Source organism: Pseudomonas sp. Colony2 (genome assembly GCF_019382755.1).
GTDB lineage: Bacteria > Pseudomonadota > Gammaproteobacteria > Pseudomonadales > Pseudomonadaceae > Aquipseudomonas.
On record NZ_CP080030.1, the window covers coordinates 4,214,663 to 4,240,572 of the forward strand.

Here is a 25,910-nt window from a genome sequence, read left to right on the forward strand (position 1 = left end):
TCCCCTCAACTCCACGCCACCACCAACAACCCCGCCCCCAACACCAAACATAGCGGCGAGTAAAAAAATGTATCCAGCCGCGCAAACCGCGACCCGCCGACCTTCTTGAAAAAACCCACCAGCTCTGAATCCCCAATCGCCCGGGCAAACATCACCAGTGCTACTGCACTAATCCCCCACTGCAACGCATGGTTGGACACCGGCTCGAAATACAGCCCGGCCCGCAAACACACCAGCACCGCAATCGCCACCAACCCCACACCCACCAGCAACGTTCCCAGTGCCGACGGCTTGAACGCCGGTCGCGGCCCGCTGGCGAATTCACCCGGCAGCTGCGGAATAGCCGCCGTCACACCCAATTTGCCGCCGGCCGCCCAGTACAAATGCACCAGGCTGATAAAGCCAAAAACCCCGACGATCCATCGCGCGACTAAAAAGCTCATGGCTGGATATCCTTGGAAAAGTCCGAGAGAGGATAGCCCTCTTGAGATTTTTTGCAGGCAATTCGTCGGCGGCTGATGGTAAAGTGCCGCCCCATGAAACTCGCCCGTACCGACCGCTCGCTCATTGCCTGGATGCTCTACTGCTGCGTCCTGTTCAATGTGTTCGCCTGCAGCATCGGCCACGGGCAAATGGTCGGGATGCAGCTCAACGGCATCGGCGGCCAGTTCTGTACGGTGGACCCGCGCACTCAGGCGCCGGCGCCTTACAAGTCCACCGATGAATCCCTGCCCACGCTCTCGAAAGCCTTCGGTTGCCCGCTGTGCTCCACCGGCGGCATGGGCCCGGCACTCAACTCCAGCCTCAACGTGGCGGTGCTTCCGCAACCCCATGCGCCGCCGCCCGCCATCGTTGCCAGTGCCGACATCCCTGCCCGCTTCACCTGGCCTGCGGCTAATCCGCGCGCCCCGCCCGCCTTCGCCTGATACCTGCGCTTTTCTGATTGGCCCACGCGGCTGCCTCCCCCGGGAGTGCGGACGGCACTGGGTTGTTTTCAAGCCAAGTTTTTCAGGATTCAACCATGAAACATTTACCCCTTTTGGCGGGCCTGTTCGGCTGCCTGCCTGTCAGCACCTGGGCGATTGAGCTGGCACCGACCACCATTGATGGCGAGCAAACCGGTGATGCCGGCCTGGCCCTGGATCAGTCCAGTGGCATGGCCTCGCGCCTGGGGCTGAGCGTGCGGGAAACCCCGGCGTCCATCAGCATTGCCAACCGCAATGACATCGAGCGCCGAGGCGCCAAGACCTTCCAGGACGCGGCCAATACCCTGCCCGGGGTCAACGCCAGCGCGCCGCCGGGGTTTGGCGGTTTCATTTCCTATCGAGGGTTTACCAGCAGCCAGATTACCCAGATGTTCAATGGCGTCGCGGTGTCCGGCGGCCTGGCTCGCCCCGTGGATGCGTGGATTTATGACCGGGTCGAACTGGTGGGCGGGCCCTCCTCGCTGATCAACGGCGCCGGCTCCGTCGGTGGTTCGCTGAACTACGTGACCAAGCTGGCCACCCGTGAGGAACAGGCCGCCGAAGGTCAGCTCACCTATGGCAGCTACGACACTGCCGGAATGGCCTTCGGCCTGAACCACGCCCTGACCGAGCCGGGCGCCGAGGTCCAGCATTACGCGCGCCTGGACGTAAGCCGCAACACCAACCACACCTATATCGATCGCCAACAGCGCGATGCCTGGAGCGTGGCGTTTTCCCTGCTGAGTGACTTCACCCCGAACCTGTCCCACACCCTGGCCCTGGAATACCAGGACGAACACGAAGACAGCCCCTACTGGGGCACACCGGTGCTCAACCCGAAGTCGGGCGAGTTGAAGATCGACAAACACAACCGCTTCAACAACTACAACGTGGCCGACGGTCGTTATGAGCAACGCACGATCTGGGTGCGCTCGATCATCGACTACCGGATCAATGACAGCACCACGCTGAAAAATACCCTCTATCACCTCGACAGCCAGCGCGACTATCGCAACCTGGAAACCTACCAGTACAACGCTGATAACAGCGCAGTGAATCGCTCGACGGCCTATCAGGTACGGCACCAGGGTGAGCAGAACGGCAACCAGTTCGAGCTGCGCCATGACGACACGTTCTTCGGCTTGAGCACCACGTGGTCGGGCGGCTTCGAGTACAGGGTCAACAGCACCACCAACAATCCGTTGAATGTGGCAGGCAACAGTACGGTGGACCCGAACAACTATGATCCCGGGCATTTCTATGACATCCCGGGCACCAAGCCCGGTTTCGATCCGGACAAGACCAACGCCGTCACCACCAAGGCATTGTTCCTCGAGAACCGCCTGGGCCTGACCGACAAGCTGTCGTTGCTCACCGGCCTGCGCTACGACGCGATTGACCTTGAAGTCACCAACCACCGGGATATCACCGCCAGCAATCCGCGGCATGTCAAACGCAGTTGGGAGCCGGTGACCGGGCGGATTGGCCTGACGTATCAGTTCATCCCGCAAGCCAATGTCTACGTGCAATACAGCACCGCTGCCGAACAGCCGAGCAGCACCACCCAGGTGTTCGATGTGTCCACCGGCAAGCAATGGGAAGTGGGCAGCAAGTTCGATTACATGGACGGTCGCGGCTCCGCCACGGTGGCCGCCTACCGGATCGAGCGCAAGGACTTCGCCGTCACCGACCCGCTGGACCCGACCAATAGCATTCCGGTGGGCGCGCAGACGTCCAAGGGTATCGAGCTGGCCAGTTCGTTGCGGGTCACGCCCAAGCTATTGCTGGAGGGCAACTATGCGTGGGTCGATGCCGAATACGAGGACTTCAACGAGAAAACCGCCAGCGGTGCCGTGGTGTCGCGCAAGGGCAATACGCCGACCAATGTGCCCAGGCAGGTGGGTAATCTGTGGCTGACCTATGACTTTGCGGAGGATTGGCAGGGAGGTGTGGATGCGCGGTATGTGGCGTCGGTGTACGCCGATAACGCCAACACTCTGACAGTGCCGGCCTATACCTTGTTCGGGACGTTTTTGACTTACAAGGTGGATCAACACACCTCCGTGACGGGCCGGGTGCGCAACCTGACCAATGAGGTGTACGCCGAGTTTGCCCATGTGTCGCCGGCGTATTACCTGGGGTCGCCGAGGACGTTTGAGCTGGCGGTGCATACGAAGTTCTAAAGCCCAGCAAGTTTCAAGGCAAGAATGAGGTCAGTGTGGGAGCGGGCTTGCTCGCGAAAGCGGTGAGTCAGTCAATACAAATGTTGGCTGAAAAACCGCTTTCGCGAGCAAGCCCGCTCCCACATTTTTGATCGCAATCGGGCTGTTATATCGGTGTTACTTCAGGCTGGCTTCGACCTTCTGCGCCACATCCTCAGTCAGCCACGCCTTCCAGACTTCCGGATGATCCTTGAGAAATGCCTGGGCGACTTCTCGCGGCTGGCTGTGCTTCTCGCTCATTTCGGCCAGCGCCTTGTTCAGCGGCTCGATCGGAAAGTCGACCTTGGCAAAGAACTCGGCGATCTGCGGATGCTCCTTCTGGAACGGCGTGGACACACCGATGCTCAGCTTGGAGGCCAGGGAACGTGTAGGTTTCGGGTCAGGATTGTCTGCATCGGTCAGCGTCTTCCACGCCTCGGCATCAAATGGCGGCTCTTCCAGCTGGATCAGATTGTAGCGCCCCATCAACGGTGTAGGCGACCAGTAATAGAACAGCACCGGCTTGCCCCGGCGGATCGAGGAAGCAATCTCGGCATCCAGCGCAGCACCCGAACCACTGCGGAAATTCACATAGCTGTCGTCAAGCCCGTAGGCCTTGAGCTTTTGCTTGTTGACCACTTCCGAGGTCCAGCCAATCGGGCTGTTGAGGAAACGGCCCTTGCTCGGTGCTTCCGGGTCCTTGAACACGTCCTTGTAGCGCGCCAGATCCTTCACGCTGCGCAGGTCCGGCGCGAGGGGCTTGATGCCTTTGGCCGGGTCGCCCTTGACCACGTACTCGGGCACCCACCAGCCTTCAGTGGCGCCCTTGACGATATCCCCAAGGCCCACCACTTTGCCTTCGGCCTCGGCCTTGACCCACACCGGGCTGCGGCCGGCCCATTCTTCGCCGATCACCTGGATGTCGTTTTTCGCCAGGGCGGTTTCCAGGGTGATGGTGGTGCCGGGCAAGGTGTCGGTGGGCAAGTCATAGCCCTTTTCGACAATCACCCGCAGCACCTCGGTGATCAGGCTGCCGCTTTCCCAGTTCAGGTCGGCAAAATGAATCGGCGCCTGGGCCGCTGATACCGGCAGCGACGCCACCGACAGACTCAGGGTCGTCAGTGAGGCTGCCAACAGTGCTCGAATTCCTTTCATGCTTTGCACCTCATGCCTTACAGCAATCGCGAATGGCTTTGCTGTAACACCGCGAAGCCTCTGAATACTTAAGTCAACTCAACTGTAGTAGAGGTTCCGGGGAACATGGCAGGTTGCCGGTTTTTACGCAGGATTGTTCAGCCGCTGCAACTCGCGGCGCACCATGCTGGCGAATTCGGCGGGCTTGAGTTCATACAGTTGGCCGGCGACCCAGCTCAACCAGGCGCCCTGCAACTCGGCCTTGCGGGCAAACAATTGAGCCGCCGTGGCTTGGGCATCGAGCAGGTGCTGCTCGTGGAACTGTGCCCTACCCTGGCTCATTACTCGCTGGCCTTGAAGGTCACGAGTTCACCCTTGCGCCATTTGGCGGCCTTGCCGGTGACGGCCTTCAGGGTCTTGGTCAGGCCTTCTACCAACTGCTCATTGGCGGCAAACACCAGCATCACGCTGTGGCCTTCCTTGAACACGATGCCCTGGCCTTCGGCCGAGGACACAAAGGCGTAATCGCCCAGGCCATACACCGTCAACTTGATATCGCGAAACTTCAGTTCGAACTTGCCGCCTTCGCGGCTGGGCAATACAGCGGCCCGGAAATGATCACCGACCTTGAGTTCCAGGCGCGGCTTGTCGTCCACCACCAATGCCGCTTCGGTATCGATCTCGGCGATGTAGATACCTTCAGGTGTCTGCTCAGTGACGTAGACGAAACGGGATTGAAACTGCTTGACCAACTTTGCGCGCAAATCACCCAGCACGAATAACGCGTGCATATCCAGATTACTGACTGCCAAGGAAACGCCCCCACATCAAAAGGGTGCTGTCCGCCCAAGCGGGCAGCACAAAAAAACGGCCGGAAACGGCACGATCACACAACAAATCCACTGATAAAAACTGAAGAAGATCACGCTGCCAGGCCATGAGACTAGTACAGGCGTGCCCGACGCACCTTACGCAGGTCGCCAGGCGTTGCAGGAAATCACAGGTTTAACGACCAGAGAATACTGGCCGACCCACTTCAGACAATAACCCTTTAAAAAATGCAGTTTCCGACATCCAACACAGAAACTAATGCTTTGGATGGAACCGGACGCCGGACACTGACGACAATACTAAAACAGCAACACGGGTCAAAACCACTCGAAATACTGCAAGCGGGTACGCAATGTCGATCGACAGGAGCTGATTATGCAACGACCTCAACCGATTGCCACACCTTCGAACACAGGTTCATCTTTTATCGATGACGGGCAATTCTACTCCCTATACACCCACGACAGTTGCCTGCATTCGGCGCTCTATCGGGTAGTCCCCGCCGGGAGAAACTTTTTCCATATCCTTGAAGTGCCCAGTGGGCGGATCAAAGGTTTTCGCAGCGGCCATAGCCAGGCCTGCGAACTGGCCCGACAGCTGGAAGCCATCCTGCAAGCGCCACACGGCTGAGGCGCGGCTGGCGTTTCGTCATCTGGTTGACTTTACTGCGCCGCCAGCGCGTAACAACTGCCATACTGGTCCGTCCATTGAGATTTGTGCCCTTGCGGTTCAGGTTTCATCAGCGCAATTACCTCCAAGGGAAGGCTATACGTGACGGAATTTGATATTGGCGAATTTTTCATCCATGGCGAAGCCAGGGAAGTAGACGGTGAGTTCCAGGCCGTGATTGTGATGCGGGCCAAGGCTCCCCTGACCACCGTGACGACTCACCAGGTAGAAAAGGACCGCTGGTTCAAAACCGTAGACGCTGCCAACACGGCTGCCAAGGAAGCCGCAAAAGCCCTTAAGGCCGCCGTTGATTCCGGCGCGCTGACCTCCTGATTACCCGGCGCGACAATCCGATCGAACTCTGTCCCGCAACAACCCTCCCATGCATACGATGATCAGCCCGCATGGAGAACGATATGGAAGCGCAGACCTACACCCTCGAAGACCTGTTTGAACAACTTGGAGAAGATTCGTCACCCGAAGGGATTGACGATTTTATCGGCAAACACACCCTGCCCAATGACGTAAAGCTGATTGACGCGGATTTCTGGTCACCGCAACAAGCCCAATTCCTTAAGGATGAACTGCGTGAAGACGCAGTCTGGGCGATCGCGGTCGACGAACTGAACCAGCGCCTGCACCAGCAACCCTGAGCCTTCAATGCAGGCTGTCTGACTGCTCCAGGTGCAACAGCGCCTCCCAGGCAGCCCTGCACTCTTCAGCCTCATCGCGACTGGCGAACGCCGTGCCGCGCTGCTCGCCATTGAGCAACACTACCCAACAGGCCTTTTGCCCCAGCGCACGCAGGGTGGGCGGTACGCCACTGCCAATCATCACAGCCACATCGACTTTGGTTTGCATGGAGCGCCTCCGGAAATTAGTTAGCTGGCTAACAATGTTCGCCATGCTACGGTTTTCTTCCAGTTGGAAAAAGCTATCCCCGGAATAGCTCCCTTGCATTACCTGCAACAATCGCCCTCGTGGGTCAGCGGCCCTCAGGCCTGTAGCCCAGGCGCAAGCCACCCCAATGCCGGCCATTGACCGTGATCGGCACGGACAAGTCGTGCATCAACTCCCCGGTATCGCGGGTGTAGGTCTGCAGCAAGACCGCCTGCTGGTGGCTGCCGCAGCGGATTCCCGTGCGGTCTTCAAACTTGCGCTTGGTACGATTTTGTACCGCGTCCACTTGGGCATCGCCGGTCAACGCTTGGGAGAACACCTTGTTGTGGGTTGGCACATAACCCTGTGGCGTGCAGGCGATGGCGAATACCAGGCCCTCATGCCGGGGCAACAGGGCTTCCTGTATGGCCGGCAGCACCTGGTCGGTGTAGCCGTCAAAACGCGTGTGGTACTTGCTTGGCCGCGTGTTGGGAATGGCGGTATAGCTGCGGTCGAACAGGTCATCGAGGCTGATGCGGTTTTGCAGGACGTCGGCTTCAAACTGCGCGGCAATGCGGCTCGCGCCTTCGCGTGCCAGGTCATAGATGCGCTGGTGGTAGTCATCCAGGCCGACCTCGGCGAGGCGTTCACTGATGGTTTCGGCCTGGCCTTCCATTTGTACGGCGGCGGCAGCCAACTGTTGGGTCTGCTGGTCGCTGACGGTCAAATCGCTGCGCATCTGCTCCACCGCATGGAACAGGCTGTCGAGTTGGGCGCGGTTGGTGTCGGTGCCCTGAGCGATTTCATTGACCTGGCCTTCGACATCCGCTGCCAGGCTGGCGATGCTGTCCAGTTGCTCGCCGGCGTGCTCCACCTGCTCTACACCGGATTGCAGATCCGCCGACAATTGCCGGATCTGCTCCACCACCTGGGCGGTACGCTGCTGGATATCCGCCACCATCACCCCGACTTCATCGGTCGCCGTGGCGGTTCGCCCAGCCAGGCCACGCACCTCGTCGGCGACCACCGCAAACCCGCGACCATGCTCACCGGCCCGCGCGGCTTCAATCGCCGCGTTCAAGGCCAGCAGGTTGGTCTGGCTGGCGATCGACTGGATCACCAGGGTGACGCGCTGGATTTCTTCGCTGCGCTGGCTCAAGGCCTCGATCAATTGACGGCTGTCGTTGGCGCGCTGGCTGAGCTGGTGCATACGGGTGATGGACTGCGCCAGCACCTCGCGCCCTTCGGTACTGCGCTGATGGGCCTGGCTGGCCGCACCGAGGGCCTGGCGGCTCAGTTGCGAGGTGAGCTGCTCGGTGCCGATCATCACTTCGGCACTGCTGACGATCTGCTTCGCCGCGCCCAATTGAGATTGCAGCCTGGCCGCCAGTTGCTTGACCGAATAGGCCACGCCGGCAGCAGACAGCGCGTTATGGCTGGTGGTGTAGGACAGGTCGCGGGTCAGCTCGCCGATTGCATCGGTGGCTTCGGACGCGGCAACGCTGTGGGTGCGATGTTTCAGGCGGGGCAGCCAGATCAGCAGCAGGGCCACCGGCAGGCACAGGTAAATCGAGAGTTGGGCGAACGCCAGGCCCAGCAGCAACAGCACCAGGGCGGTACTTTGCAGGAGCGGCGTCAACCAGCCGGGCAACTGTCGCGCCACCACGGGTGGTGACACTGCTGCGCCCATGAGAGATCCGTCTCCAGCCATGTTCGTTACCCCACTGCTTGTCGTTATTGTGACTGCATTAGACGCCACTATGTGGCCATTATCCATGGGCCTTTAGTGGGGGGCTTGCAGCAGATCAATAAACGGGGGGAAACGGCTGTTTTCTGCTGGGAACCGGGTAACCCGGCTCCAGCAGTTCACCGCATCAGGCTTGGCGCTGGTGCTTGTCGATTTGCTCGTGGCGCTCTTGCGCTTCGATGCAGTACTTGGTGGTCGGGCTGATCAGCAGGCGCTTGAGGCCGATAGGCTCGCCGCTGTCGTCGCACCAGCCGAAGGAGTCTTCCTTGATACGGCCCAGCGCCTGCTCAAGTTGCGGCAGCATGCGCTGGTCGCGGTCGATGGCGTTCACCAGCCAGGTGCGCTCTTCTTCGACAGAAGCAGCGTCGGCCGGGTCTGCCGGGGTGTCCAGGCTTTCAATGGCGATGCGGTTCTGCTCGATGCGCTCGTGGTGTTCCACTTTCATGTCTTGCAACAACTTCTCGAAAAAAGCGTGCTGCTCGGCATTCATGTAGTCATCCGCCGGCATGGCCAGCAACTTTTCCTTTGTCATTGATTTCTCTATAAAAAATACGTGCATTAAGGCGAATAAGGGAGCGTTCCGGCCGACCTCTGCAGGTCTCGGAAAGGCGCCGTCCATTTCAAGCGCCACCCGGCACTCAATTTACGAGGGGCGGCAGTCTAAGGCCGACTTGAGGGCTCAGCAACTGAAATGACAGGCATTTTTTCCAAGATAACCCGCAAAGGCACCAGGACGGGCTCGGCGAATGGTCATCGGAGTGCGTTTATAGCAAGAAATTCAGTGTTGTGGAGCTATATAGAAGACAAACGGTTAAATGTGGGAGCGGGCTTGCTCGCGAAGGCAGTGTGTCAGTCACTGAATGTTTAACTGATACACCGTCTTCGCGRGCAAGCCCGCTCCCACATTTTGACCGATGCGGCCTTGAGGACCGTGTCAGCGCTTGAGTTTGCGCTTGTTGCGATACTGGTCGATCACCACCGCCACCACGATGATCAGGCCCTTGATGATGTCCTGGATGTAGGCATCCACGCCGACGAAGGTAAACCCGCTGGCCATCACCCCGAGGATCAGCGCGCCGATCACGGTGCCGGTGATGCGCCCTACTCCGCCCGCCAGGCTGGTGCCGCCGATCACCGCGGCGGCAATCGCGTCCAGCTCATAGGACATGCCCATGCCAGCCTGCCCGGTGGCCGCCCGTGCCGATGCGACCACACCGGCCAGGCCTGCCAGCAGGCCGGCGATGCTGTAGACGATGATCAGGTGGCGCTTGACGTTGATGCCCGAGGTGCGCGCCGCCTGCATGTTGCCGCCGATGGCGTAGGTGTACTTGCCGTACTTGGTGTAGCGCAGGGCGATATGGAAGATCACCGCCACCACCAGGAAGATCACCACCGGCATCGCGCCGTGGCCGATGGCCGTGTAGGAGTCCGAGAGCATGCTCACCGGCTGGCCTTCGGTGTAGTAACGCGCCAGGCCACGGGCCGAGACCATCATGCCGAGGGTCGCAATAAACGGTGGAATCCCGGTGACCGCAATGATACTGCCGTTGATCGCCCCCGCCAGCAGCCCCACGCCCAGGCCCATCGCCACCGGTATCCACACCGGCAGGTCAGTCAATGACGGAAACACCGCACGGGAAAAGTCGGAAGTCTGCGCCAGGCTGGCGGCGATCATCGCCGACAACGCCAGCACCGAGCCCGAGGACAAATCGATACCGGTAGTGATGATCACCTGGGTCACGCCAATCGCCAGCAGGCCGATGATCGACACCTGCAGGATCATCAATACAAGGCGCTGGGAGTTCATCAGGAAGCTCTGGTCGCGCACGATCCAGCCGAACAACTCAAACACCAGGCCGATGCCAATCAGCACCAGCAGGATGCTCAGCTCGGTGGGCATGCGTCGACGGTGCTTGACCGGCGCCGCAGCGGGCTTCTTTTCCTCGGGTTTGCTTTCCAGTATCGCGTTCATAACCACTCACCTTTTTTATCGCGTTGCGCCGGCCACAACGGGCCGGCGCCGTCTGTTCGTTAGTGGACCGCCGTCATACCGGAAGCCAGTTGCATGACTTTTTCCTGGGTCGCATCCGCGCGGTCCAGGGTGCCCATCAGGTCGCCTTCGTGCATCACCATCACCCGGTCGCTCATGCCCAGCACCTCGGGCAGCTCCGAGGAAATCATGATCACCGCCATGCCTTCGCTGGCCAGGTAGGAAATCAGCCGGTAGATCTCGGCCTTGGCGCCCACGTCGATACCGCGAGTGGGTTCGTCGAGGATCAGCAGCCGTGGGTTGGTCATCAGCCAGCGGGCCAACAGGGCTTTTTGCTGGTTGCCACCGGACAAGGTGTCGATGCATTGCTCCAGCGACGGGGTTTTCACCCGCAGCTTGGTGCACATGTCTTCACACAGGGCACGCAGGGCTTTTTGCTGGATAAAGCCATTGCCGGAGTAATGCGGCAGCACAGCCATCTCCATGTTTTCCAGCACCGACAGGCAGGGGAACAGGCCGCTGAGCTTGCGGTCTTCGGTCAGCAGCGCGAAGCCCTTCTCGATGGCCATGTGCGGGTCGGTGATGCGCACGGTCTTGCCGTCCAGCTGGATCTCGCCGCCGGAGCTTGGGGTGATGCCGAAAATGGTTTCGGCGACATTGGTCCGCCCGGAGCCCATCAGCCCGGCGATACCGAGAATTTCCCCGGCATGCAGGTCGAACGACACGCCCTGGAATACCCCATCCAGGCGCAGGTCGCGCACCGACAGCAGCAGATTGCCGATGGGCTTGTCACGCACCGGGAACAGCTGGCTCAGCTCACGCCCCACCATCATCGAGATCAGGCTGTCGCTGTCCATGCTGTCGGCCCGCTGCAGGCCGATATAGGCGCCATCGCGGAACACCGCCACTTCATCGGCGATGGCGAATACTTCGTTCATTTTATGGGTGATGTAGATGATGCCTTTGCCCTGGGACTTGAGGTCGGCAATGATCGAAAACAGGTGGGCCACTTCCTTGTCGGTAATGGCGGAGGTCGGTTCATCCATGATCAGGATGTCGGAGTCATAGGACACCGCCTTGGCAATCTCGACCATCTGCCGCTCGGCAATGCTCAGGTTGCCGACGTGTTCCTCCGGGTCGAGGTTGATCCGCAGCCGCTCCAGCAATTGCGCGGTGCAGCGGTGCATTTCCCGGTGGTTGACCATGTGCAGGCCGTTGAGCTGTTCGCGACCGATCCAGATGTTCTCGGCGATGCTCATGTGCGGCATCAGGTTGAGTTCCTGGTGGATCATCGCGATCCCGGCCTTCTGCGCTGCCAGCGGTGTTTCGAATTTGATCGGCTTGCCACGCAAGCGGATTTCACCGGCGTCGGGCTGATAGATGCCGGCAATGATCTTCATCAGTGTCGACTTGCCCGCGCCGTTCTCGCCCATCAGCGCCAGCACCGAGCCGGGGCGCACCCGCAGCTGCACATCGGCCAGGGCCACGACGCCGGGAAAGCCTTTGCTGATGTTGGAGATCTCCAGCAGATAGGGTTCTTCCAGTACCAAGGGCTGGATACCGGGAGGCTGGGAAGCAGTCGCTTGAGCAAACATATCGGGTACTCCGTCAGCAGGGCCGCCGTGGCTGCCCTGCCGGTTTATTGTTGTTATTAAGGGCTACTTGAAGTCTTTGACGTTGTCCGGGGTGATCAGCTTGAACGGGATCACCACGTTCTGCTCGACCGGCTCGTGCCTGGCCATCTTGCGCGCCGCTTCCACCGAACCCACGGCCTGGCCATTGGCGTCCTGGAACGCCGACGCAGCCATGTCGCCCTTGGTAATCGCGTTCAAACCGTCCGGTGTGCCATCCACCCCGGCGATCAACACGGTGCCCGGCTTGGTGCCCGCCGACTTCAACGCCATGGACGCACCGATGGCCATCTCGTCGTTGTTGGCCAGCACCGCGTTGAATTCACGGCCTTGGGTCAGCCAGTCGTTGACCAGGGTCATGCCCTTGTCACGCAGCCAGATGCCGGTCTGTTCCTGCTCGATGGTGATGCCTGGGTATTTGGCCAGGACTTCCTTCACCCCCTTGGTGCGGTTGGTGGTGGAGTTGTTCGCCAGGTCACCCAGCAGGATCACGATCTTGCCCTTGCCGCCGAGCTTTTCGGCGATGTACTGCATTTGCAGGCGACCCGCCTCGACGTCATTGGAGGTCACGGCCACGATGCCTTTGGGCAGATCCGTCTGGTCGGGACGACGGTTGACGTACACCAGCGGAATGCCCGCTGCGAGGGCCGCTTTACTGATATTGGCGGTAGACGCCGTGTCGACCGGGTTGACGATGATGGCGTCGACTTTCTGGCTGATAAAGTTCTCGACCTGGCTCAGTTGCTTGACCACATCGGCGCGGGCGTCTTCGAACTGCAGCTGCACGCCGTCACCCTTGGGGTAGGACTTGGCTTGCTTGTCCATGTCCTCGCGCAGGTAAGTCAGGAAGGTGTCATCGAACGCCGACATGCTCACGCCCACCTTGATATCGGCCGCCGTGGCGAAACCACTGGCGAGCATCATGGACAGGGCCAGCGCGGTAAAACGGATCGGGGTCTTCATGAACGGTCTGTCTCCAATTTCTTGTTGGTTTTGTGGACGTTGCGTTTTTCAGAGCGAAGCGGTCGGCAGTCGAACGATCGGCGCCCCCGGAATGCAGCACACCAGGGAACCCTTGCTTTCGACGCACAGGACATTCAGGAGGGAAAAGTAAAACGGCCGGGCGCGGGGCAGACCGCGTGGCTGGAGGGCAGGACGTAAAACTCGCAGTACAGCGTTGAAGATTTTCATCTGACGGTACCTGGTTGTTTTGATCTTGTTTTTGTCGAGTCGCCCGAATCGAGTCCGAACGTACTTTATGCAACCTGGAATGACTTTATTGGAAAATAATTTCCATATCAACCTGTTTTAGAATTTTATTCTATTTTTCATCCATGAGGCTCCATAGCCGCCATTTCCACTACCTGCTGGCGCTCTGAACTCAGGCGCGCGGCGTCCAGTACGCGGGTGGTTGCCAGCGCATCCAGGACGTTCACCGGCAACTCGCCGTGGCCTTCCACCGCGCTTTGCAGCTGACTGTAGAACTGATTCCAACGGCCCTTTTCCGACGGCACCCGCTCACGATCCGGCCCCTGCTCGAACCAGCCCCAGCGTCGATGTTCTTCAGCGCCCCAGTGCTCGCCTTCGGTTTTCGGGGTCTTGCCGGCCAGCAGCGCCTCTTCCTGGCCGTCCAGCCCTTCGATGGTGTAGCAACCGGCCGTGCCATTCACCCGAAACCGCGGGGCCTGGTTGTTTTGCAGGGCGCTGCCCCACAGGTGTGAAATCACCCCGTTGGCGTGGGTCAGCGATACAAAGAAGCCGTGGTCTACGTTCGGCTCATCGGCGGTGTAGTGCAACTGCGCGAACACCCGGTCCACCGGGCCGAACAGTTGCATGGCCTGGTCCACCAGGTGGCTGCCCAGGTCCCGCAGGAAGCCGCCGCCGCTGGCATTGCCCACCGAGCCCGGGTTGTAGCGCTCCACCCGGGATTCAAAGCGGGTGACGGTGCCCAGGGCTCCGGCGTCGATCAGCTTGCGCACGGTGAGGAAGTCCGAATCCCAGCGCCGGTTCTGGTAGACGCTGAGCAGCACGCCCTGGCGCTCGGCGGCGGTGATCAAGGCCTGGGCCTGTTCGGCATTGCTGGCAAAGGGTTTGTCGCTGACCACCGCCACACCGTGCTCAATGGCCTCCAGCACCAGGGCCGGACGGCCCTTGAGGGTGGTGGAGATCACCAGCACGTCGACACCGGCCTCGGTGATCTGCCCGATACTGTCGAAGGCCTTCACTCCGGGGTGATCCGTCGCCAGTTGCTGGCGACGTTCGGGTGACCGTGTCACCACGCCGACAAAGGTCGCCCCCGGCAGGCTGGCTATCAGGGGTGCATGAAATACACGGCCGCCTTTGCCGTATCCAACCAGTCCGATTCGCATACAAATACTCCTTGGTTAATTGTGGCGAGGGAGCTTGCTCCCGCTCGACTGCGTAGCAGTCGCAAGCTTTTCGGGGCGCTTCGCACCCCAGCGGGAGCAAGCTCCCTCGCCACAGGGCACGCCACAACGGTCTAACAGCACAACTCGCGGGTCACCCGCTCCAGCATCATCCGGTTGGACTCATCCGGCCGGTCTTCCCAGGCAAACACCGACACCGTGGCAATGCCGTCGAACTTGATTTCCCGCAGAGTGCCGAAAAACGCCTCCCAGTTCACCTCGCCCTGGCCGATGTCCAGGTGCTGGTGCACGGTGGCGGTGACGCCCGGCGGGTTGACGATGTAGCGCAGGTTGGACGACGCCCGGTGGTTGTAAGTGTCGGCAATGATCAAGTGGCTGAGCTTGGAGCCTGCGTACTTGAGCATCGAGGCGATATCGCCCTTGCCGTCGTCATAGAAGAAGGTGTGCGGCGCGGCGTAGAGGTAGTTGATCCAGTCGCGGTCGAGGCCGCGAATGATGTCCACCGACTCGTTGTTGCGCTCGCAGAAGTCGTACGGATGCGCCTGGATATCCAGCTTGATGCCTTCGCGCTCGAACTCCGGCATCAGCTCGTCCATGGAGCGCATGAACTGGTTTTCGCACACCAACGGATTGTCGGACTGGCCGGTGAATTCGGTGTTGACCAGCTCGCAGTCCATTTCCACGGCGATCTGGATCGCGCGCTTCCAGTTGCGCACGGCGGCAACCCGCAGGCCTTCGTCGGCGGCGGCCCAGTGGTACATGGGCAGCAGGGATGAGAGTTGCACGCCGGCGTCGCTCAAGGCCTTGCGAAATTCCTTGATGCGCGCGCGGTCGACCCGGGGGGCCTTGTAGAACGGCAGGAAGTCTTCCCGGGGCGAGAGTTCGATGTGCTGGTAGCCGAGCTCGGCGGCCTTGTCGACCATTTGGCCGAGGGGCAGGTGGCGGTACATGTAGGGGTCTAATGCGATGCGCATGCTTGAGATCTCCCGAATTTGAGGTAGGAACTCGGTCAAATGTGGGAGCGGGCTTGCTCGCGAATGCGGTGGGTCAGTCGATGCAAATGTTGACTGAAAGGCCGCATTCGCGAGCAAGCCCGCTCCCACACTGACTGCGTTACATCAGTGAGGGTTGTGGTTAGCCGTAGAAATGCGGACGGGGTGGCAGGCCCACTTTCACAATCTGCCCACTGTTCTGCGCCTCAATACACGCATCCGCCGCCACCGCCGCTGCAAAACCATCCCACGCCGACGGCCCCCCCACTTGCCCTGCCCTTACACCGTCGATAAACGCCTGCAGCTCAACGTCATACGCCGCGATGAACCGGTCTTTCCAATCCATCAGGATCGCATTCGACAACTTGGCCCCGCTGCGCATCTGCACCTGGGACGGCTCCGGCAATTTCGCAATACCGGTCTCCCCCACCACTTCGCACTGGATGTCGTAGCCGTACTGGCAGTTCACAAACACTTCCACATCGATGCGCGTGCCCTTGGCGGTTTCCAGCAGCACGATCTGCGGGTCACGCAGATGGGCCAGCGCCTTGCTCGATTTACGCGGGAACACCACCTGCACCGACACGTAGTCATCGGCCAGCAACCAGCGCAACACATCCAGCTCGTGGATCAGGGTGTCGGTGATCGCCATGTCGGTCTTGTAGTTCTCACCCACCCTCGGGTTGCGGTGGGCACAGTGCAGCATCAGCGGCTCGCCGATCTGGCCGCTGTCGATCACGGCTTTCAAGGCGCGATAGCCTTGGTCATACGGACGCATGAAACCCACCTGCACCAGGCGCTTGCCGTGGGCCACTTCGGCCTCGACGATCTTGCGGCAGCCTTCGGCAGTCACCGCCAGCGGCTTCTCGCAGAACACGGGTTTGCCGGCCGCAATCGCCGCCAACACAAATTCTTCGTGGCTCGGGCCCCATGAGGTCACCAGGATCGCCTCGACCTGCGGCGAATTGATCAGCGCGTGGCCGTCCGGGTACACCTCGGCGGTGAGTTTCAGGTCAGCGACGACCTTGGCCGCCTGCTCAAGGTTGATGTCGGTCACGGCCACCACCTGGCTGTTGAGCAAGGTCTGGCTGCAGCGACGAATGTGATCCTGGCCGATGGCGCCAGTACCGATAACACCCAACTTCAAAGACATGAAAACACTCCTCTTGTTATTAGTACTGCCGGGCCTTGGCCAGGCGTTCATTGAGTTGTTTGGCCACCGCATCGGTGCGCGCGCTGGTGGACACCTGCGCCACACCGACGCGCCACCACGACAGGTATTTGTGGATCATGGTTTTCGGCAGGACCTTGATATCAATCAGCGTCGACACGGTTTGCGTGCGCGCATCGGCCAGCGCCGCCTGCAACTGCTCCACGGTGTTGACCTTGTAGGTCTTGCAACCATAGGCCGCCGCACTCATGGCGAAGTCCACCGGCACAAAACCGCCGTCGAGCTTGCCGGTCTCGGGGTTGCGGAAACGGAACTCGGTGCCGAAGCTGTCCATGCCGTGCTCCATCTGCAAATTGTTGATGCAGCCGAAGGTCATGTTGTCCAGCAGCACCACGTTGATCTTGCGCCGCTCCTGGATCGAGGTGGCCAGCTCCGAGTGCAGCATCATGTACGAGCCGTCGCCCACCAGTGCGTACACCTCGCGCTCGGGCTCGGCCAGCTTCACGCCCAATGCGGCGTTGACCTCGTAGCCCATGCACGAATAACCGTATTCGACGTGGTAGGTGTTGACGCCCTTGCTGCGCCAGCTGCGCTGCAAGTCACCCGGCAGGCTGCCGGCAGCGGCGACGATGATTGCGTCGTCGGCCAGGGCTTCGTTGAGCACACCGAGTACGCGGCTTTGGGTCAGGCAGGAACCGGTCAGCTCGATAAACTCACGCAGCACCGCCGGGTCCATGTGGTCGTTGATTTCAGGGACGAAGTTTTCAGTCTGGTATTCCGCCTGGTAGATCCGGTCGACTTCGACGTCCAATTGCGCCTTGGCATCCCGTGGCTGATCCCCCCAGCTGGAACGGTAGTCGCCCAAGGCTTCAGCCAGTGCTTCCAGGCCGACCCTGGCATCCGCCAGCAACTGCACGCCATCGAGTTTCAGTGCGTCGCACGGGCTGATATTCAGGTTGAGAAACTGCACCTCAGGATGCTTGAACAGTGACTTCGACGACGTGGTGAAATCGGTATAGCGCGTGCCGATACCAATGATCAGATCCGCCTCGGGTGCCAGCAGGTTCGCCGCCAGGCAGCCGGTTTCACCAAGACCGCCGAGGTTCAGTGGATGGCTTGAAACCACCGCACTCTTGCCCGCCTGGGTTTCCGCGAAAGGAATGTCGAAGCGTTCGGCAAAGGCTTGCAGCGCGGCATTCGCCCCGGAGTATTTGACCCCGCCGCCACACACGATCAGCGGTTTGCGCTTGCCCTTGAACGCCGCCACGGCATCCCCCAGCATCGCTTCGGTCGCCGGGCGACGGTCGATACGGTGCACGCGTTTTTGCAGGAAGTAATCCGGGTAATCCCAGGCTTCGCCCTGTACATCCTGCGGCAGGGCCAGGGTCACGGCGCCGGTTTCCGCCGGGTCGGTGAGCACGCGCATGGCGTGAATCGCCGCCGTCATCAGCTGTTCCGGGCGGTTGATGCGGTCCCAGTATTTGCTGACCGCACGAAAGGCATCGTTGGTGCTGATGCTCAAGTCGTGGAACTGTTCGATTTGTTGCAGTACCGGATCGGGCTGGCGACTGGCGTAGACATCACCGGGCAACAGCAGCAACGGAATCCGGTTGGCGGTCGCGGTCGCCGCGGCGGTCAACATATTCGCCGCACCCGGCCCCACCGAGGAGGAGCACGCGTAGATCTTGCGGCGCAAATGCTGCTTGGCAAAACCAATCGCCGCGTGGGCCATGCCCTGTTCGTTGCGGCCCTGATGCACCACCAGGTCGCCGCTGTCCTGCTCCAGGGCCTGGCCCAGGCCCAGCACATTGCCGTGGCCAAAAATCGTGAAGATGCCGGCGACAAACTTGCTCTGCACACCATCGACTTCGATGTACTGGTTATCCAGAAACTTCACCAGGGCCTGGGCCATGGTCAATCGGGTTGTGGTCATGAGGTGCCCCTTATCGTTTCTGCAGGTGGGCGATACTCGCCCCCAACGCCTGCTTGATATCTGCCAGGCCGTGCACGCTTTCGGCGAACGGTTCGAATGACAGGTGGCCGCTGTAGCCGGTGCTGAGCAGCGTGTCGATCTGCGCGGCATTGCCGAGGATGTCAGCCTCGCCCACCAGCACGCGGTGGCCGTCGCGGATCGAGTTCAGCGGTGCGTCGGCATCTTCCACACCGGAGATATGCACCAGCCCGGTCAGTTCGGGGAAGAACTCATGTTCACTGGCCAGGTGGTGGTGGAAGGTGTCATGCACCACGCGGAACACATCCAGGCCGCCGACAGACTTGATCGCATCCACGGCCACGCGTTTGCGGCGCAGCGAGCATTCTTCAAACCCCAGGGGTTCGACAAAACCGAGAATCCCGTATTCCCGCAGGATCGGCGCCAGTTCACTCAAGGCGGTGCGCAAACCGGCCGAGCGCTGGGCTTCGTTGCGCGAGTCGGCGCGGTCGTTCAACGGGCACATCACCAACGCCTGCGCGCCGCATTCGCGGGCATAGGCCGCCAGCTTGATGGCCTGGGCGCGGCGTTCGTCATTCCACACATCGAAGGGGTACAGCGCGTTGATCGACAGCACCGCGATGCCATGCACCGCGCACAATTCGCGCACGCGGCTGGCAGGGGTGCCGTCTTCAATCTCGATGCCCTTGAGGTCGTTGCGGATCTCGATGGCGTCGCATTTCAGGGTCACCGCCAGCTGGATAAAATCGGGCAGGGAAAGGCTGGGGGCGACCATGCGGTTCAGGGCAAAACGTAGAGGCGACTTCATTATTGTTGTGCTCCACACTCGAAAACGTTACTTGGCGGTTGGCATGCTGAATTCAGGGCCCTTGGCGATGCTGTCGGGCCAGCGTTGCATGACGCTCTTGTAGCGGCTGTAGAAACGAATGCCTTCTTCGCCATAGGCGTGGTGGTCGCCGAACAGCGAGCGCTTCCAGCCACCGAACGAATGCCAGGCCATCGGCACCGGAATCGGCACGTTGATGCCGACCATCCCGACCTTGATGGTGCGGGCAAAGGCACGGGCAATGCCGCCGTCGCTGGTAAAGCACGACACGCCGTTGCCGAACTCATGGGCGTTGATCAAGGCCACGGCGCTGGCAAAATCCGCCACCCGCACGATGCCCAGCACCGGCCCGAAAATCTCTTGCTGGTAGATGCTCATTTCGGTGGTGACGTTATCGAACAAGGTCGCACCGACGAAGAAACCACCCTCCGCCCCCGGCACCTTGAAGCCACGACCGTCGACGATCAGCTTCGCGCCCTGGGCCACGCCCTGGTCGATAAACCCTTCGACCTTGGCCTTGTGTTCGGCGGTAACCAGCGGGCCCATCTCGCTGTCTTTTTGCATACCGTTGCCGACCTTCAACTGGTCGATACGCGGCAGCAGTTTTTCGATCAGCCTGTCGCCGACATCGCCCACCACCACGGCAATCGAGATCGCCATGCAGCGCTCGCCGGCCGAGCCGTACGCTGCGCCGATCAAGGCGTCAGCCGCCTGATCCAGGTCGGCGTCGGGCATCACGATCATATGGTTCTTCGCCCCGCCCAATGCCTGCACACGCTTGCCGCGCTGGGTGGCCTGCTGGTGGATGTACTCGGCAATCGGGGTGGAACCGACGAACGAAATCGCCTCGATATCCGGGTGCTGCAACAGGCCGTCTACCGCGCTCTTGTCACCCTGCACCACGTTGAACACACCGTCGGGCAGCCCGGCTTCGGTCAGCAGGCGGGCCATCAGCAAACTGGCGGACGGGTCGCGCTCCGACGGCTTGAGGATGAAGCAGTTACCGGTGGCCAGCGCCAGCGGGATCATCCACAGCGGCACCATCACCGGGAAGTTGAACGGGGTGATGCCGGCGCACACGCCCAGTGGCTGGCGCAGGTTCCAGTTGTCGATGCCGCCGCCGATGTTGTCGCTGAAATCGGTTTTCAACAGGTTTGGCGCACCGCAGGCGAACTCGACGATCTCGATGCCGCGGGTGACTTCGCCCTTGGCGTCGGAGAACACCTTGCCGTGTTCGCGGCTGATGATTTCAGCCAGCTCATCGTGGTGCTGGTCGAGCAATTCCTTGAATTTGAACAGCACCCGCGAACGGCGCAGGGATGATTGCTCGGACCACGCCGGGAAGGCTTTCAGTGCCGACGCGACGGCCTCATCGACGGTCTTCTGGCTGGCCAGCCCGACGCGGGCCTGGACTTCGCCGGTAGCCGGGTTGAACACATTGCTGAAACGCTCACTGGCGCTGTCGTGCACCTGGCCGTTGATGTAATGGCCGATTACCGGGGCGTTGCTCATTATTGTTCTCCGTCAAAAGTGCTTATAGATCCAGCAGCCAGCTGTGCTGCGGGTCGTTATGGAAATGCCAGGCACGCTTGGGGCCGGCCATCACGTTCAGGTAGTAGGACTCGTAGCCATACGGCACGCTGACGGGGTGATACCCCTTGGGCACCACCACCAGGTCGCTGTTTTCGACGGCCATGGCCTGGTCGATGCTGCGGTCGTCGGTGTAGACGCGCTGGAACACAAAGCCCTGGGGCGGGTTGATCTGGTGGTAGTAGGTTTCTTCGAGAAAGCTCTGGTGCGGCAGATCGTCGGTGTCGTGCTTGTGGGGCGGGTAGCTCGACGAGTGACCGGACGGTGTGCGCACTTCCACCACCAGCAGCGAATGGGCAGGCTCGCTGTCGGGCAGGATGTCGCACACGTAGCGGGTGTTGGCGCCCTTGCCACGTACGCTGCGCTTGCATTGCTCGGGGCGAATCAGACGGGGTGCCAGACCTGCGTCGGTTGAGCCGGGAGCGGCGCAGACGGCAATTTGCACGTCGCTCAGCGCAGTGACCTGAGCGTCGGTGCCGGGCGGCAAATAAGCGGCGAAGGGCGACTTGTCTTCGAACACCGAGTGGCGATCACCGAGGTTTTCCCAGTTGAAGCCTTCGCCCTGGATAGTCACCCGGCCGCTGAGCAGCACCAGGCACAGTTCCTTGTCGCCGGCGGTGACTGGCAAGGTTTCACCCAGGCTCAGGCGGTAGGCGGCGAAGCCCACGTATTCCAGGCGCCCTTCTTCCAGCGCCACCATGGTTTGCCCGCGCTTGCTGCTTTTGACCAACAGGCTCATTGTCCAGTCCTCTCGCTCAACAGTGCGCGCAGGGTGTCGTAACCCTTCTTCGCATAGATGTAGCTCGGCGCCACGGCAGGATCCTGCTCGGCCTCCACTACCAGCCAACCCTGGTAATTGGCGGCCAGCAGCACGTCCAGCAGCGCGGCGAAGTCGATATCGCCGTCGCCGGGCACGGTGAAGGTGCCGTTGACGATGCAATCCGGGAAGCTCCACATCTGGTTGCGTGCCAGTTGCACCACCGGCTTGCGCACATCCTTGAAGTGCACGTGGCAGATGCGGGCGATGTGTTTGCGCAGCACCTCGATAGGCTCGCCGCCACCCATGTAGCAGTGGCCCGAATCAAACAGCAGGCCGACTTCCGGGCCGGTGCGGCGCATTAGTTGGTCGATGTCTTCCGGGGATTCGACGTAGGCGCCCATATGGTGGTGGTACGCCAGGCGCACGCCCTGGGACAGGGTGAAGCGCGCCAGTTCTGTGAGTTTGTCGGCGTATTCCTGCCAGGCCTGTTCGCTGTGGAAGCGCGGGCGTTCGATCAGGCGCACCGGCGAACCCTGGATCGAGTCGGCGACTTCTCCATACACCAACACGCTGGCGCCGTTTTCACGCAGCAGTTCAACGTGGCTGGCGATGGCTTCGATTTCTTCCGCCACCGAGCGCCGGGCCAGGCGACTGGAGTACCAGCCGGAGACCAGTGCCAGGTCGTAGGGGCGCAATACATCGCCGACACCTTTGGCGTCCTTGGGGAATTTGCCGTTGAGTTCAAAGCCTTCGTAGCCGATGTCCTTGCCTTCGCTGAGGGCCGTGCTCAACGGCGTTTCACCGCCCAGGGCCGGCAGGTCGTCGTTGCTCCAGGAGATCGGGTTGATGCCAATTCGGATAGCGGGCATGGCTGCACCTATTATTGTTTTTTCAGAGTTGCCTGAGATCTGCTTTATGTGGGAGCGGGCTTGCCTGGGATGCGCGCGACTCGGTCTAACAGGTGTACCGAGGTGATGCCATCGCAGGCAAGCCAGCTCCCACATTTGATTGCGTGTTTAGCTTCGAGAACTGCGCCAAGCCTTAATCAATTGCTCAAAGATGCACTGCACCTGCTCAATCAAGGCTTGATCGTCAATCTCCCCCGCCAGCCAGGCTCGGCTCGGTTCCTGGAAGATCGTGCGACCCACGGCGAACCCGCGGCAGGTCTGGCTTTGGCTGGCTTGCTGGAAGCCATCGGCCAGGCATTCGGCGGAAGCGTTCAGGCCCAGCAGCACCACGCCCCGGCAGTAGGGATCGCGCTCCTGGATCAGCTCGTCGAGCTTTTTCCAGTCTGCGGCCGACTGCGCCTCGATCTTCCACCACGCCGGGTAGATGCCCAGGTTGTACAGGCGCTTGAGGCTGCGATAGAGCACGTCGGGATAGGTGGACGGGTGATCCTTGGGGGGCACGACTTCCAGCAGCAGCTCATGGCCGCTGACCAGGGACGCCTGATACAGGGCCTTGAGTTGCGCTTCCTGTTCCAGGCGCAGCAATGGCTCGTCATCGGGGTGAAATTGCACCAGGCACTTGATGATCTGCTCCCGGGGCCAGGCAATCAGGTTGCTGCCCACCGAGCGCCCGTGTTCAAAGGCCAGCGGCCGTGAATTCTGGACTTCCACCGGGCGGGCGATCCACCAGCCGCGACCGCTGGCGGCGTTCAGCGCGTCCTGGCCGAAGCGTTGGTCGGCCAGAATCCCGACGTCAGCCTCGACGCCCTGCTCCGCCAGTTTGCTTTCAACCCGTTCCACGGCCTGGATAAACAGTTGCTTGAGGGCGCTGATGCGCGCCGGGTCCTGGCCGCCCTTTTGTGCCAGTTCCACCAACTGCCAGCGGTGGTCGAAGGCAAATACAAACAGCTGCTTCCAGACCTTACGCGGCACGCTGACCTGGTGCAGGCGTTGCAGCACCGCGTCCTGGTCCGGGCGGGTAATCGGCACCGGGCTGTTGAACAGGTAATCGAGTTCGGCGCGGGTCGGCATGGCCGGCGCGCAGGCATGGCGCGACACCACCAGGCCGCCGCAGGCATTCGCCAACTGGCTGCAGCGCTCGTCGCTGGCGTCTTCAAGCCAGCCGCTGAGGAAGCCGGACATGAAGGCATCGCCGGCGCCCAGCACGTTGAGTACTTCCACCCGTACCCCGGGGTAGATCGCGCCGTCTTCAAGGCGGGCCGGGATATCGCCGTGGATCACCGTGCAGCCCTGGGGGCCAAGCTTGACCACCAGGGTGGCCGAGGTCAGGCCACGCACCGTGCGCAATGCCGTGAGCAAATCTTCACTGCCACCGGCAATCAGGAATTCTTCTTCGGTGCCGACGATCAGGTCAAAACGCGGGAGGATTTTCTGCACGTGCTGGCTGACATTCTGGTCGGCCACAAACCGGGTTTCGCCATCGGCCTTGCCGGCCAGGCCCCAGAGCACCGGGCGGTAGTCGATGTCGAGCACGCGTTTGACGTTATGCTTCTCGGCGTAGTCCAGGGCCTGGATGCTGGCCTTGTACACGCCGTCGGTGGAGAAGTGGGTACCGGTGATCAGCAGCGCCTTGCTGGAAGCAATGAACGCTTCACTGATGTCTTCGGCACGCAGGGCCATGTCGGCGCAGTTCTCGCGGTAGAACACCAGCGGGAAGGTTTCGCGGTCCTTGAGGCCCAGCAGCACCAGGGCGGTGAGGCGTTCCGGGTCGACCTTGATGCCGCTGACGTCACAGCCTTCGCGGGCCAGGGACTCCAGCAGGAAACGCCCCATGTGGTCGTCCCCTACCCGGCTCAACATCGCCGACTTGAGCCCCAGCCGCGCGGTGCCGAACGCGATGTTGGCGGAGGAACCGCCGAGGTACTTGGCGAAGCTCGAGACATCCTCCAGCCGTGCACCCCCTTGTTGTGCGTAAAGGTCGACGCCCAGGCGTCCCAGGCAAATCAGATCCAATTGACGCCCACTGGCAAAACGAGTCTGGCCCATGCTGGCTCCTGTTATTTTTATCAGCCTGCGTGTGCCGTCGCGGTGGCGGCATACGCTCTTGGTGCAAGCAGACTAGAACGTCTGGTGACGCCAATCAATATTTATTCTATAAATATTTTTTGTGGAATATATTTTCCAATACGCCATCATCGGTATGTTCCAGCCGCAGTGCATCGTTTCAGCTGCACCGTGGGGCGGGATGCCGAGGTATTTTTTTGCGCCTACGCTGTAGACTTGCGCACATCGACTTATTGTCAGGGGCGCCTCGACGCGCCCTATAAGAACAAGCCAGAAGGATTCCCTATGTCCCAGAGCGCCCCGGAAGACGCACTCGCCAGCCCGCCGCTGAACGCCGAGCGGTTGTTGCAGCTGATCACCGATGAATACGAGAGCCTGCCGCGCCAGCTCAAGCGCATCGCCAGCTACATGAGCCAGCAGAGCGACCGGATCATGGTCGACCGCATCAGCGACATCGCCCGTGAATGCGAAGTGCACCCGTCGGCCATCGTGCGGTTTTCCCAGCGTTTCGGGTTCAGTGGTTTCAGTGAAATGCAGGCGCTGTTCCGCGAGGCCTACACCCACAAGACCACGCCGGTGCAGAACTACCAGCAACGCATCCGCAGCATGATCGCCAACAAGTCGCAGAAAGCCAGCGGCGGCGACCTGGCGCGTGAGTGCGTGAATGCCACCCTCTCCGGGATCGAGCGCCTGGGGCTGGAACTGGATGACGCAGCCTTCGACAAGGCCGTGGACCTGGTGGTGAATGCCGACAATATCTACGTGGTGGGCGTGCGCCGCTCGTTCGCCGTGGCGGACTACTTGGTGTACAACCTGCAGCACACCAACAAGCGCATCCATCTGGTCTCGGGGTTGGGCGGCAGCTATCGTGAGCAGATGCGCAGTGTGCGGGCCAACGACCTGGTGATTGCCATCAGCTTTACGCCGTACGGCAAGGAAACCCAGCACTGCCTGCGGATTGCCCAGCACCATCAGGCCAAGACCCTGATCATTACCGACAGCAACCTGTCGCCCCTGGCCAAGCGGGCGAGCACGGTGTTGCTGGTGAATGAAGGCTCGTCGTTTGCGTTCAGGTCACTGAGTGCGACGCTGTGCCTGTGCCAGGCGTTGTTTATTGCCGTGGCGTATCGGCTGGAATTGAAGGTCGATGAGATTCATGAGCAGGTGGGATTCGACGACTGACGATCGTTCCCACGCTCCGCGTGGGAATGCAG

At 61.0% G+C, this 25,910-nt stretch carries 25 protein-coding genes; 6 read left to right on the top strand and 19 right to left on the bottom strand.

Features of this window, described 5'->3' with window-relative positions; all coding sequences use genetic code 11:
* Positions 1 to 5 precede the first annotated feature (5 nt).
* Positions 6 to 443 carry a DUF3995 domain-containing protein gene (locus JV201_RS16570; RefSeq protein WP_003214721.1) on the bottom strand — a complete coding sequence of 146 codons (438 nt, stop codon included), beginning with the start codon at positions 441 to 443 and terminating at the stop codon, positions 6 to 8.
* A 93-nt stretch (positions 444 to 536) separates the two neighbouring features.
* Here JV201_RS16570 and JV201_RS16575 point away from each other — a divergent pair, with 93 nt between their 5' ends.
* Positions 537 to 926, top strand: coding sequence for a DUF2946 domain-containing protein (locus tag JV201_RS16575; protein ID WP_003214719.1), 390 nt, complete (start codon positions 537 to 539; stop codon positions 924 to 926).
* Between the two features lie 95 nt (positions 927 to 1,021).
* Positions 1,022 to 3,148, top strand: coding sequence for a TonB-dependent siderophore receptor (locus JV201_RS16580; protein ID WP_219405735.1), 2,127 nt, complete (start codon positions 1,022 to 1,024; stop codon positions 3,146 to 3,148).
* A gap of 156 nt (positions 3,149 to 3,304) precedes the next feature.
* On the opposite strand, the gene JV201_RS16585 is transcribed toward JV201_RS16580, so the two are convergent.
* The 3 genes from JV201_RS16585 to JV201_RS16595 all read right to left on the bottom strand — a co-directional run bounded on the left by JV201_RS16585 (position 3,305) and on the right by JV201_RS16595 (position 5,091).
* Positions 3,305 to 4,321, bottom strand: coding sequence for an ABC transporter substrate-binding protein (locus tag JV201_RS16585; protein ID WP_219405736.1), 1,017 nt, complete (start codon positions 4,319 to 4,321; stop codon positions 3,305 to 3,307).
* A 123-nt stretch (positions 4,322 to 4,444) separates the two neighbouring features.
* Complete coding sequence (locus tag JV201_RS16590; protein ID WP_008437165.1) at positions 4,445 to 4,642, bottom strand: hypothetical protein; 198 nt, start codon at positions 4,640 to 4,642, stop codon at positions 4,445 to 4,447.
* Positions 4,642 to 5,091 (bottom strand): hypothetical protein, encoded by a 450-nt coding sequence (locus JV201_RS16595; protein ID WP_003214715.1) that lies wholly within the window; start codon positions 5,089 to 5,091, stop codon positions 4,642 to 4,644. Before JV201_RS16595 ends, JV201_RS16590 begins: the two co-directional genes overlap by 1 nt.
* A gap of 415 nt (positions 5,092 to 5,506) precedes the next feature.
* On the opposite strand from JV201_RS16595, the gene JV201_RS16600 reads away from it, so the two are divergent.
* The 3 genes from JV201_RS16600 to JV201_RS16610 all read left to right on the top strand — a co-directional run bounded on the left by JV201_RS16600 (position 5,507) and on the right by JV201_RS16610 (position 6,453).
* Positions 5,507 to 5,761, top strand: coding sequence for a hypothetical protein (locus tag JV201_RS16600; protein WP_083853233.1), 255 nt, complete (start codon positions 5,507 to 5,509; stop codon positions 5,759 to 5,761).
* Between the two features lie 141 nt (positions 5,762 to 5,902).
* Positions 5,903 to 6,133 carry a hypothetical protein gene (locus tag JV201_RS16605; RefSeq protein WP_003214713.1) on the top strand — a complete coding sequence of 77 codons (231 nt, stop codon included), beginning with the start codon at positions 5,903 to 5,905 and terminating at the stop codon, positions 6,131 to 6,133.
* A gap of 83 nt (positions 6,134 to 6,216) precedes the next feature.
* Complete coding sequence (locus JV201_RS16610; RefSeq protein WP_003214711.1) at positions 6,217 to 6,453, top strand: DUF2789 domain-containing protein; 237 nt, start codon at positions 6,217 to 6,219, stop codon at positions 6,451 to 6,453.
* 4 nt (positions 6,454 to 6,457) lie between these two features.
* Here JV201_RS16610 and JV201_RS16615 read toward each other — a convergent pair whose 3' ends face one another.
* From JV201_RS16615 to iolC, 15 genes are all read right to left on the bottom strand, one after another.
* Positions 6,458 to 6,661 carry a hypothetical protein gene (locus tag JV201_RS16615; protein ID WP_003214710.1) on the bottom strand — a complete coding sequence of 68 codons (204 nt, stop codon included), beginning with the start codon at positions 6,659 to 6,661 and terminating at the stop codon, positions 6,458 to 6,460.
* Positions 6,662 to 6,785: 124 nt separating this feature from the next.
* Positions 6,786 to 8,456 carry a methyl-accepting chemotaxis protein gene (locus JV201_RS16620; protein ID WP_374707348.1) on the bottom strand — a complete coding sequence of 557 codons (1,671 nt, stop codon included), beginning with the start codon at positions 8,454 to 8,456 and terminating at the stop codon, positions 6,786 to 6,788.
* A 97-nt stretch (positions 8,457 to 8,553) separates the two neighbouring features.
* Positions 8,554 to 8,958, bottom strand: a complete 405-nt coding sequence (locus JV201_RS16625; RefSeq protein ID WP_003214706.1) for a TraR/DksA C4-type zinc finger protein — start codon at positions 8,956 to 8,958, stop codon at positions 8,554 to 8,556.
* 402 nt (positions 8,959 to 9,360) lie between these two features.
* The gene (locus JV201_RS16630; RefSeq protein WP_003214704.1) at positions 9,361 to 10,398 is read right to left on the bottom strand and encodes an ABC transporter permease; all 1,038 of its coding nucleotides are present in this window, start codon (positions 10,396 to 10,398) and stop codon (positions 9,361 to 9,363) included.
* Positions 10,399 to 10,457: 59 nt separating this feature from the next.
* Positions 10,458 to 12,011, bottom strand: a complete 1,554-nt coding sequence (locus JV201_RS16635; protein WP_087694121.1) for a sugar ABC transporter ATP-binding protein — start codon at positions 12,009 to 12,011, stop codon at positions 10,458 to 10,460.
* A gap of 63 nt (positions 12,012 to 12,074) precedes the next feature.
* Entirely contained in the window at positions 12,075 to 13,010 is a 936-nt protein-coding gene (locus JV201_RS16640) for a sugar ABC transporter substrate-binding protein (RefSeq protein ID WP_003214701.1), read from the bottom strand.
* A 365-nt stretch (positions 13,011 to 13,375) separates the two neighbouring features.
* Positions 13,376 to 14,416: a Gfo/Idh/MocA family oxidoreductase gene (locus tag JV201_RS16645; protein ID WP_219405738.1), complete on the bottom strand. Its 1,041-nt coding sequence runs from the start codon at positions 14,414 to 14,416 to the stop codon at positions 13,376 to 13,378.
* A 131-nt stretch (positions 14,417 to 14,547) separates the two neighbouring features.
* Positions 14,548 to 15,408 carry a sugar phosphate isomerase/epimerase family protein gene (locus JV201_RS16650; protein WP_003214697.1) on the bottom strand — a complete coding sequence of 287 codons (861 nt, stop codon included), beginning with the start codon at positions 15,406 to 15,408 and terminating at the stop codon, positions 14,548 to 14,550.
* Between the two features lie 160 nt (positions 15,409 to 15,568).
* Positions 15,569 to 16,579, bottom strand: coding sequence for a Gfo/Idh/MocA family protein (locus JV201_RS16655; RefSeq protein ID WP_008437157.1), 1,011 nt, complete (start codon positions 16,577 to 16,579; stop codon positions 15,569 to 15,571).
* A gap of 19 nt (positions 16,580 to 16,598) precedes the next feature.
* Positions 16,599 to 18,530 carry a 3D-(3,5/4)-trihydroxycyclohexane-1,2-dione acylhydrolase (decyclizing) gene (gene iolD / locus JV201_RS16660; RefSeq protein WP_102605496.1) on the bottom strand — a complete coding sequence of 644 codons (1,932 nt, stop codon included), beginning with the start codon at positions 18,528 to 18,530 and terminating at the stop codon, positions 16,599 to 16,601.
* 10 nt (positions 18,531 to 18,540) lie between these two features.
* Positions 18,541 to 19,356, bottom strand: a complete 816-nt coding sequence (locus tag JV201_RS16665) for a TIM barrel protein (RefSeq protein WP_219405739.1) — start codon at positions 19,354 to 19,356, stop codon at positions 18,541 to 18,543.
* Between the two features lie 27 nt (positions 19,357 to 19,383).
* Positions 19,384 to 20,886, bottom strand: coding sequence for a CoA-acylating methylmalonate-semialdehyde dehydrogenase (locus JV201_RS16670; protein WP_102605498.1), 1,503 nt, complete (start codon positions 20,884 to 20,886; stop codon positions 19,384 to 19,386).
* A gap of 22 nt (positions 20,887 to 20,908) precedes the next feature.
* On the bottom strand, positions 20,909 to 21,703 hold the full coding sequence (gene iolB, locus JV201_RS16675) for a 5-deoxy-glucuronate isomerase (protein ID WP_003214687.1): 795 nt from the start codon (positions 21,701 to 21,703) through the stop codon (positions 20,909 to 20,911).
* Positions 21,700 to 22,593: a myo-inosose-2 dehydratase gene (iolE, locus tag JV201_RS16680; RefSeq protein WP_087694126.1), complete on the bottom strand. Its 894-nt coding sequence runs from the start codon at positions 22,591 to 22,593 to the stop codon at positions 21,700 to 21,702. The genes iolB and iolE overlap by 4 nt, the downstream gene beginning before the upstream one ends.
* A 147-nt stretch (positions 22,594 to 22,740) precedes the next feature.
* On the bottom strand, positions 22,741 to 24,678 hold the full coding sequence (iolC, locus tag JV201_RS16685; RefSeq protein WP_219405740.1) for a 5-dehydro-2-deoxygluconokinase: 1,938 nt from the start codon (positions 24,676 to 24,678) through the stop codon (positions 22,741 to 22,743).
* A gap of 303 nt (positions 24,679 to 24,981) precedes the next feature.
* Between iolC and JV201_RS16690 the strand changes: the two genes are divergently transcribed.
* Positions 24,982 to 25,878, top strand: a complete 897-nt coding sequence (locus JV201_RS16690; RefSeq protein WP_003214679.1) for a MurR/RpiR family transcriptional regulator — start codon at positions 24,982 to 24,984, stop codon at positions 25,876 to 25,878.
* Positions 25,879 to 25,910: the final 32 nt, after the last annotated feature.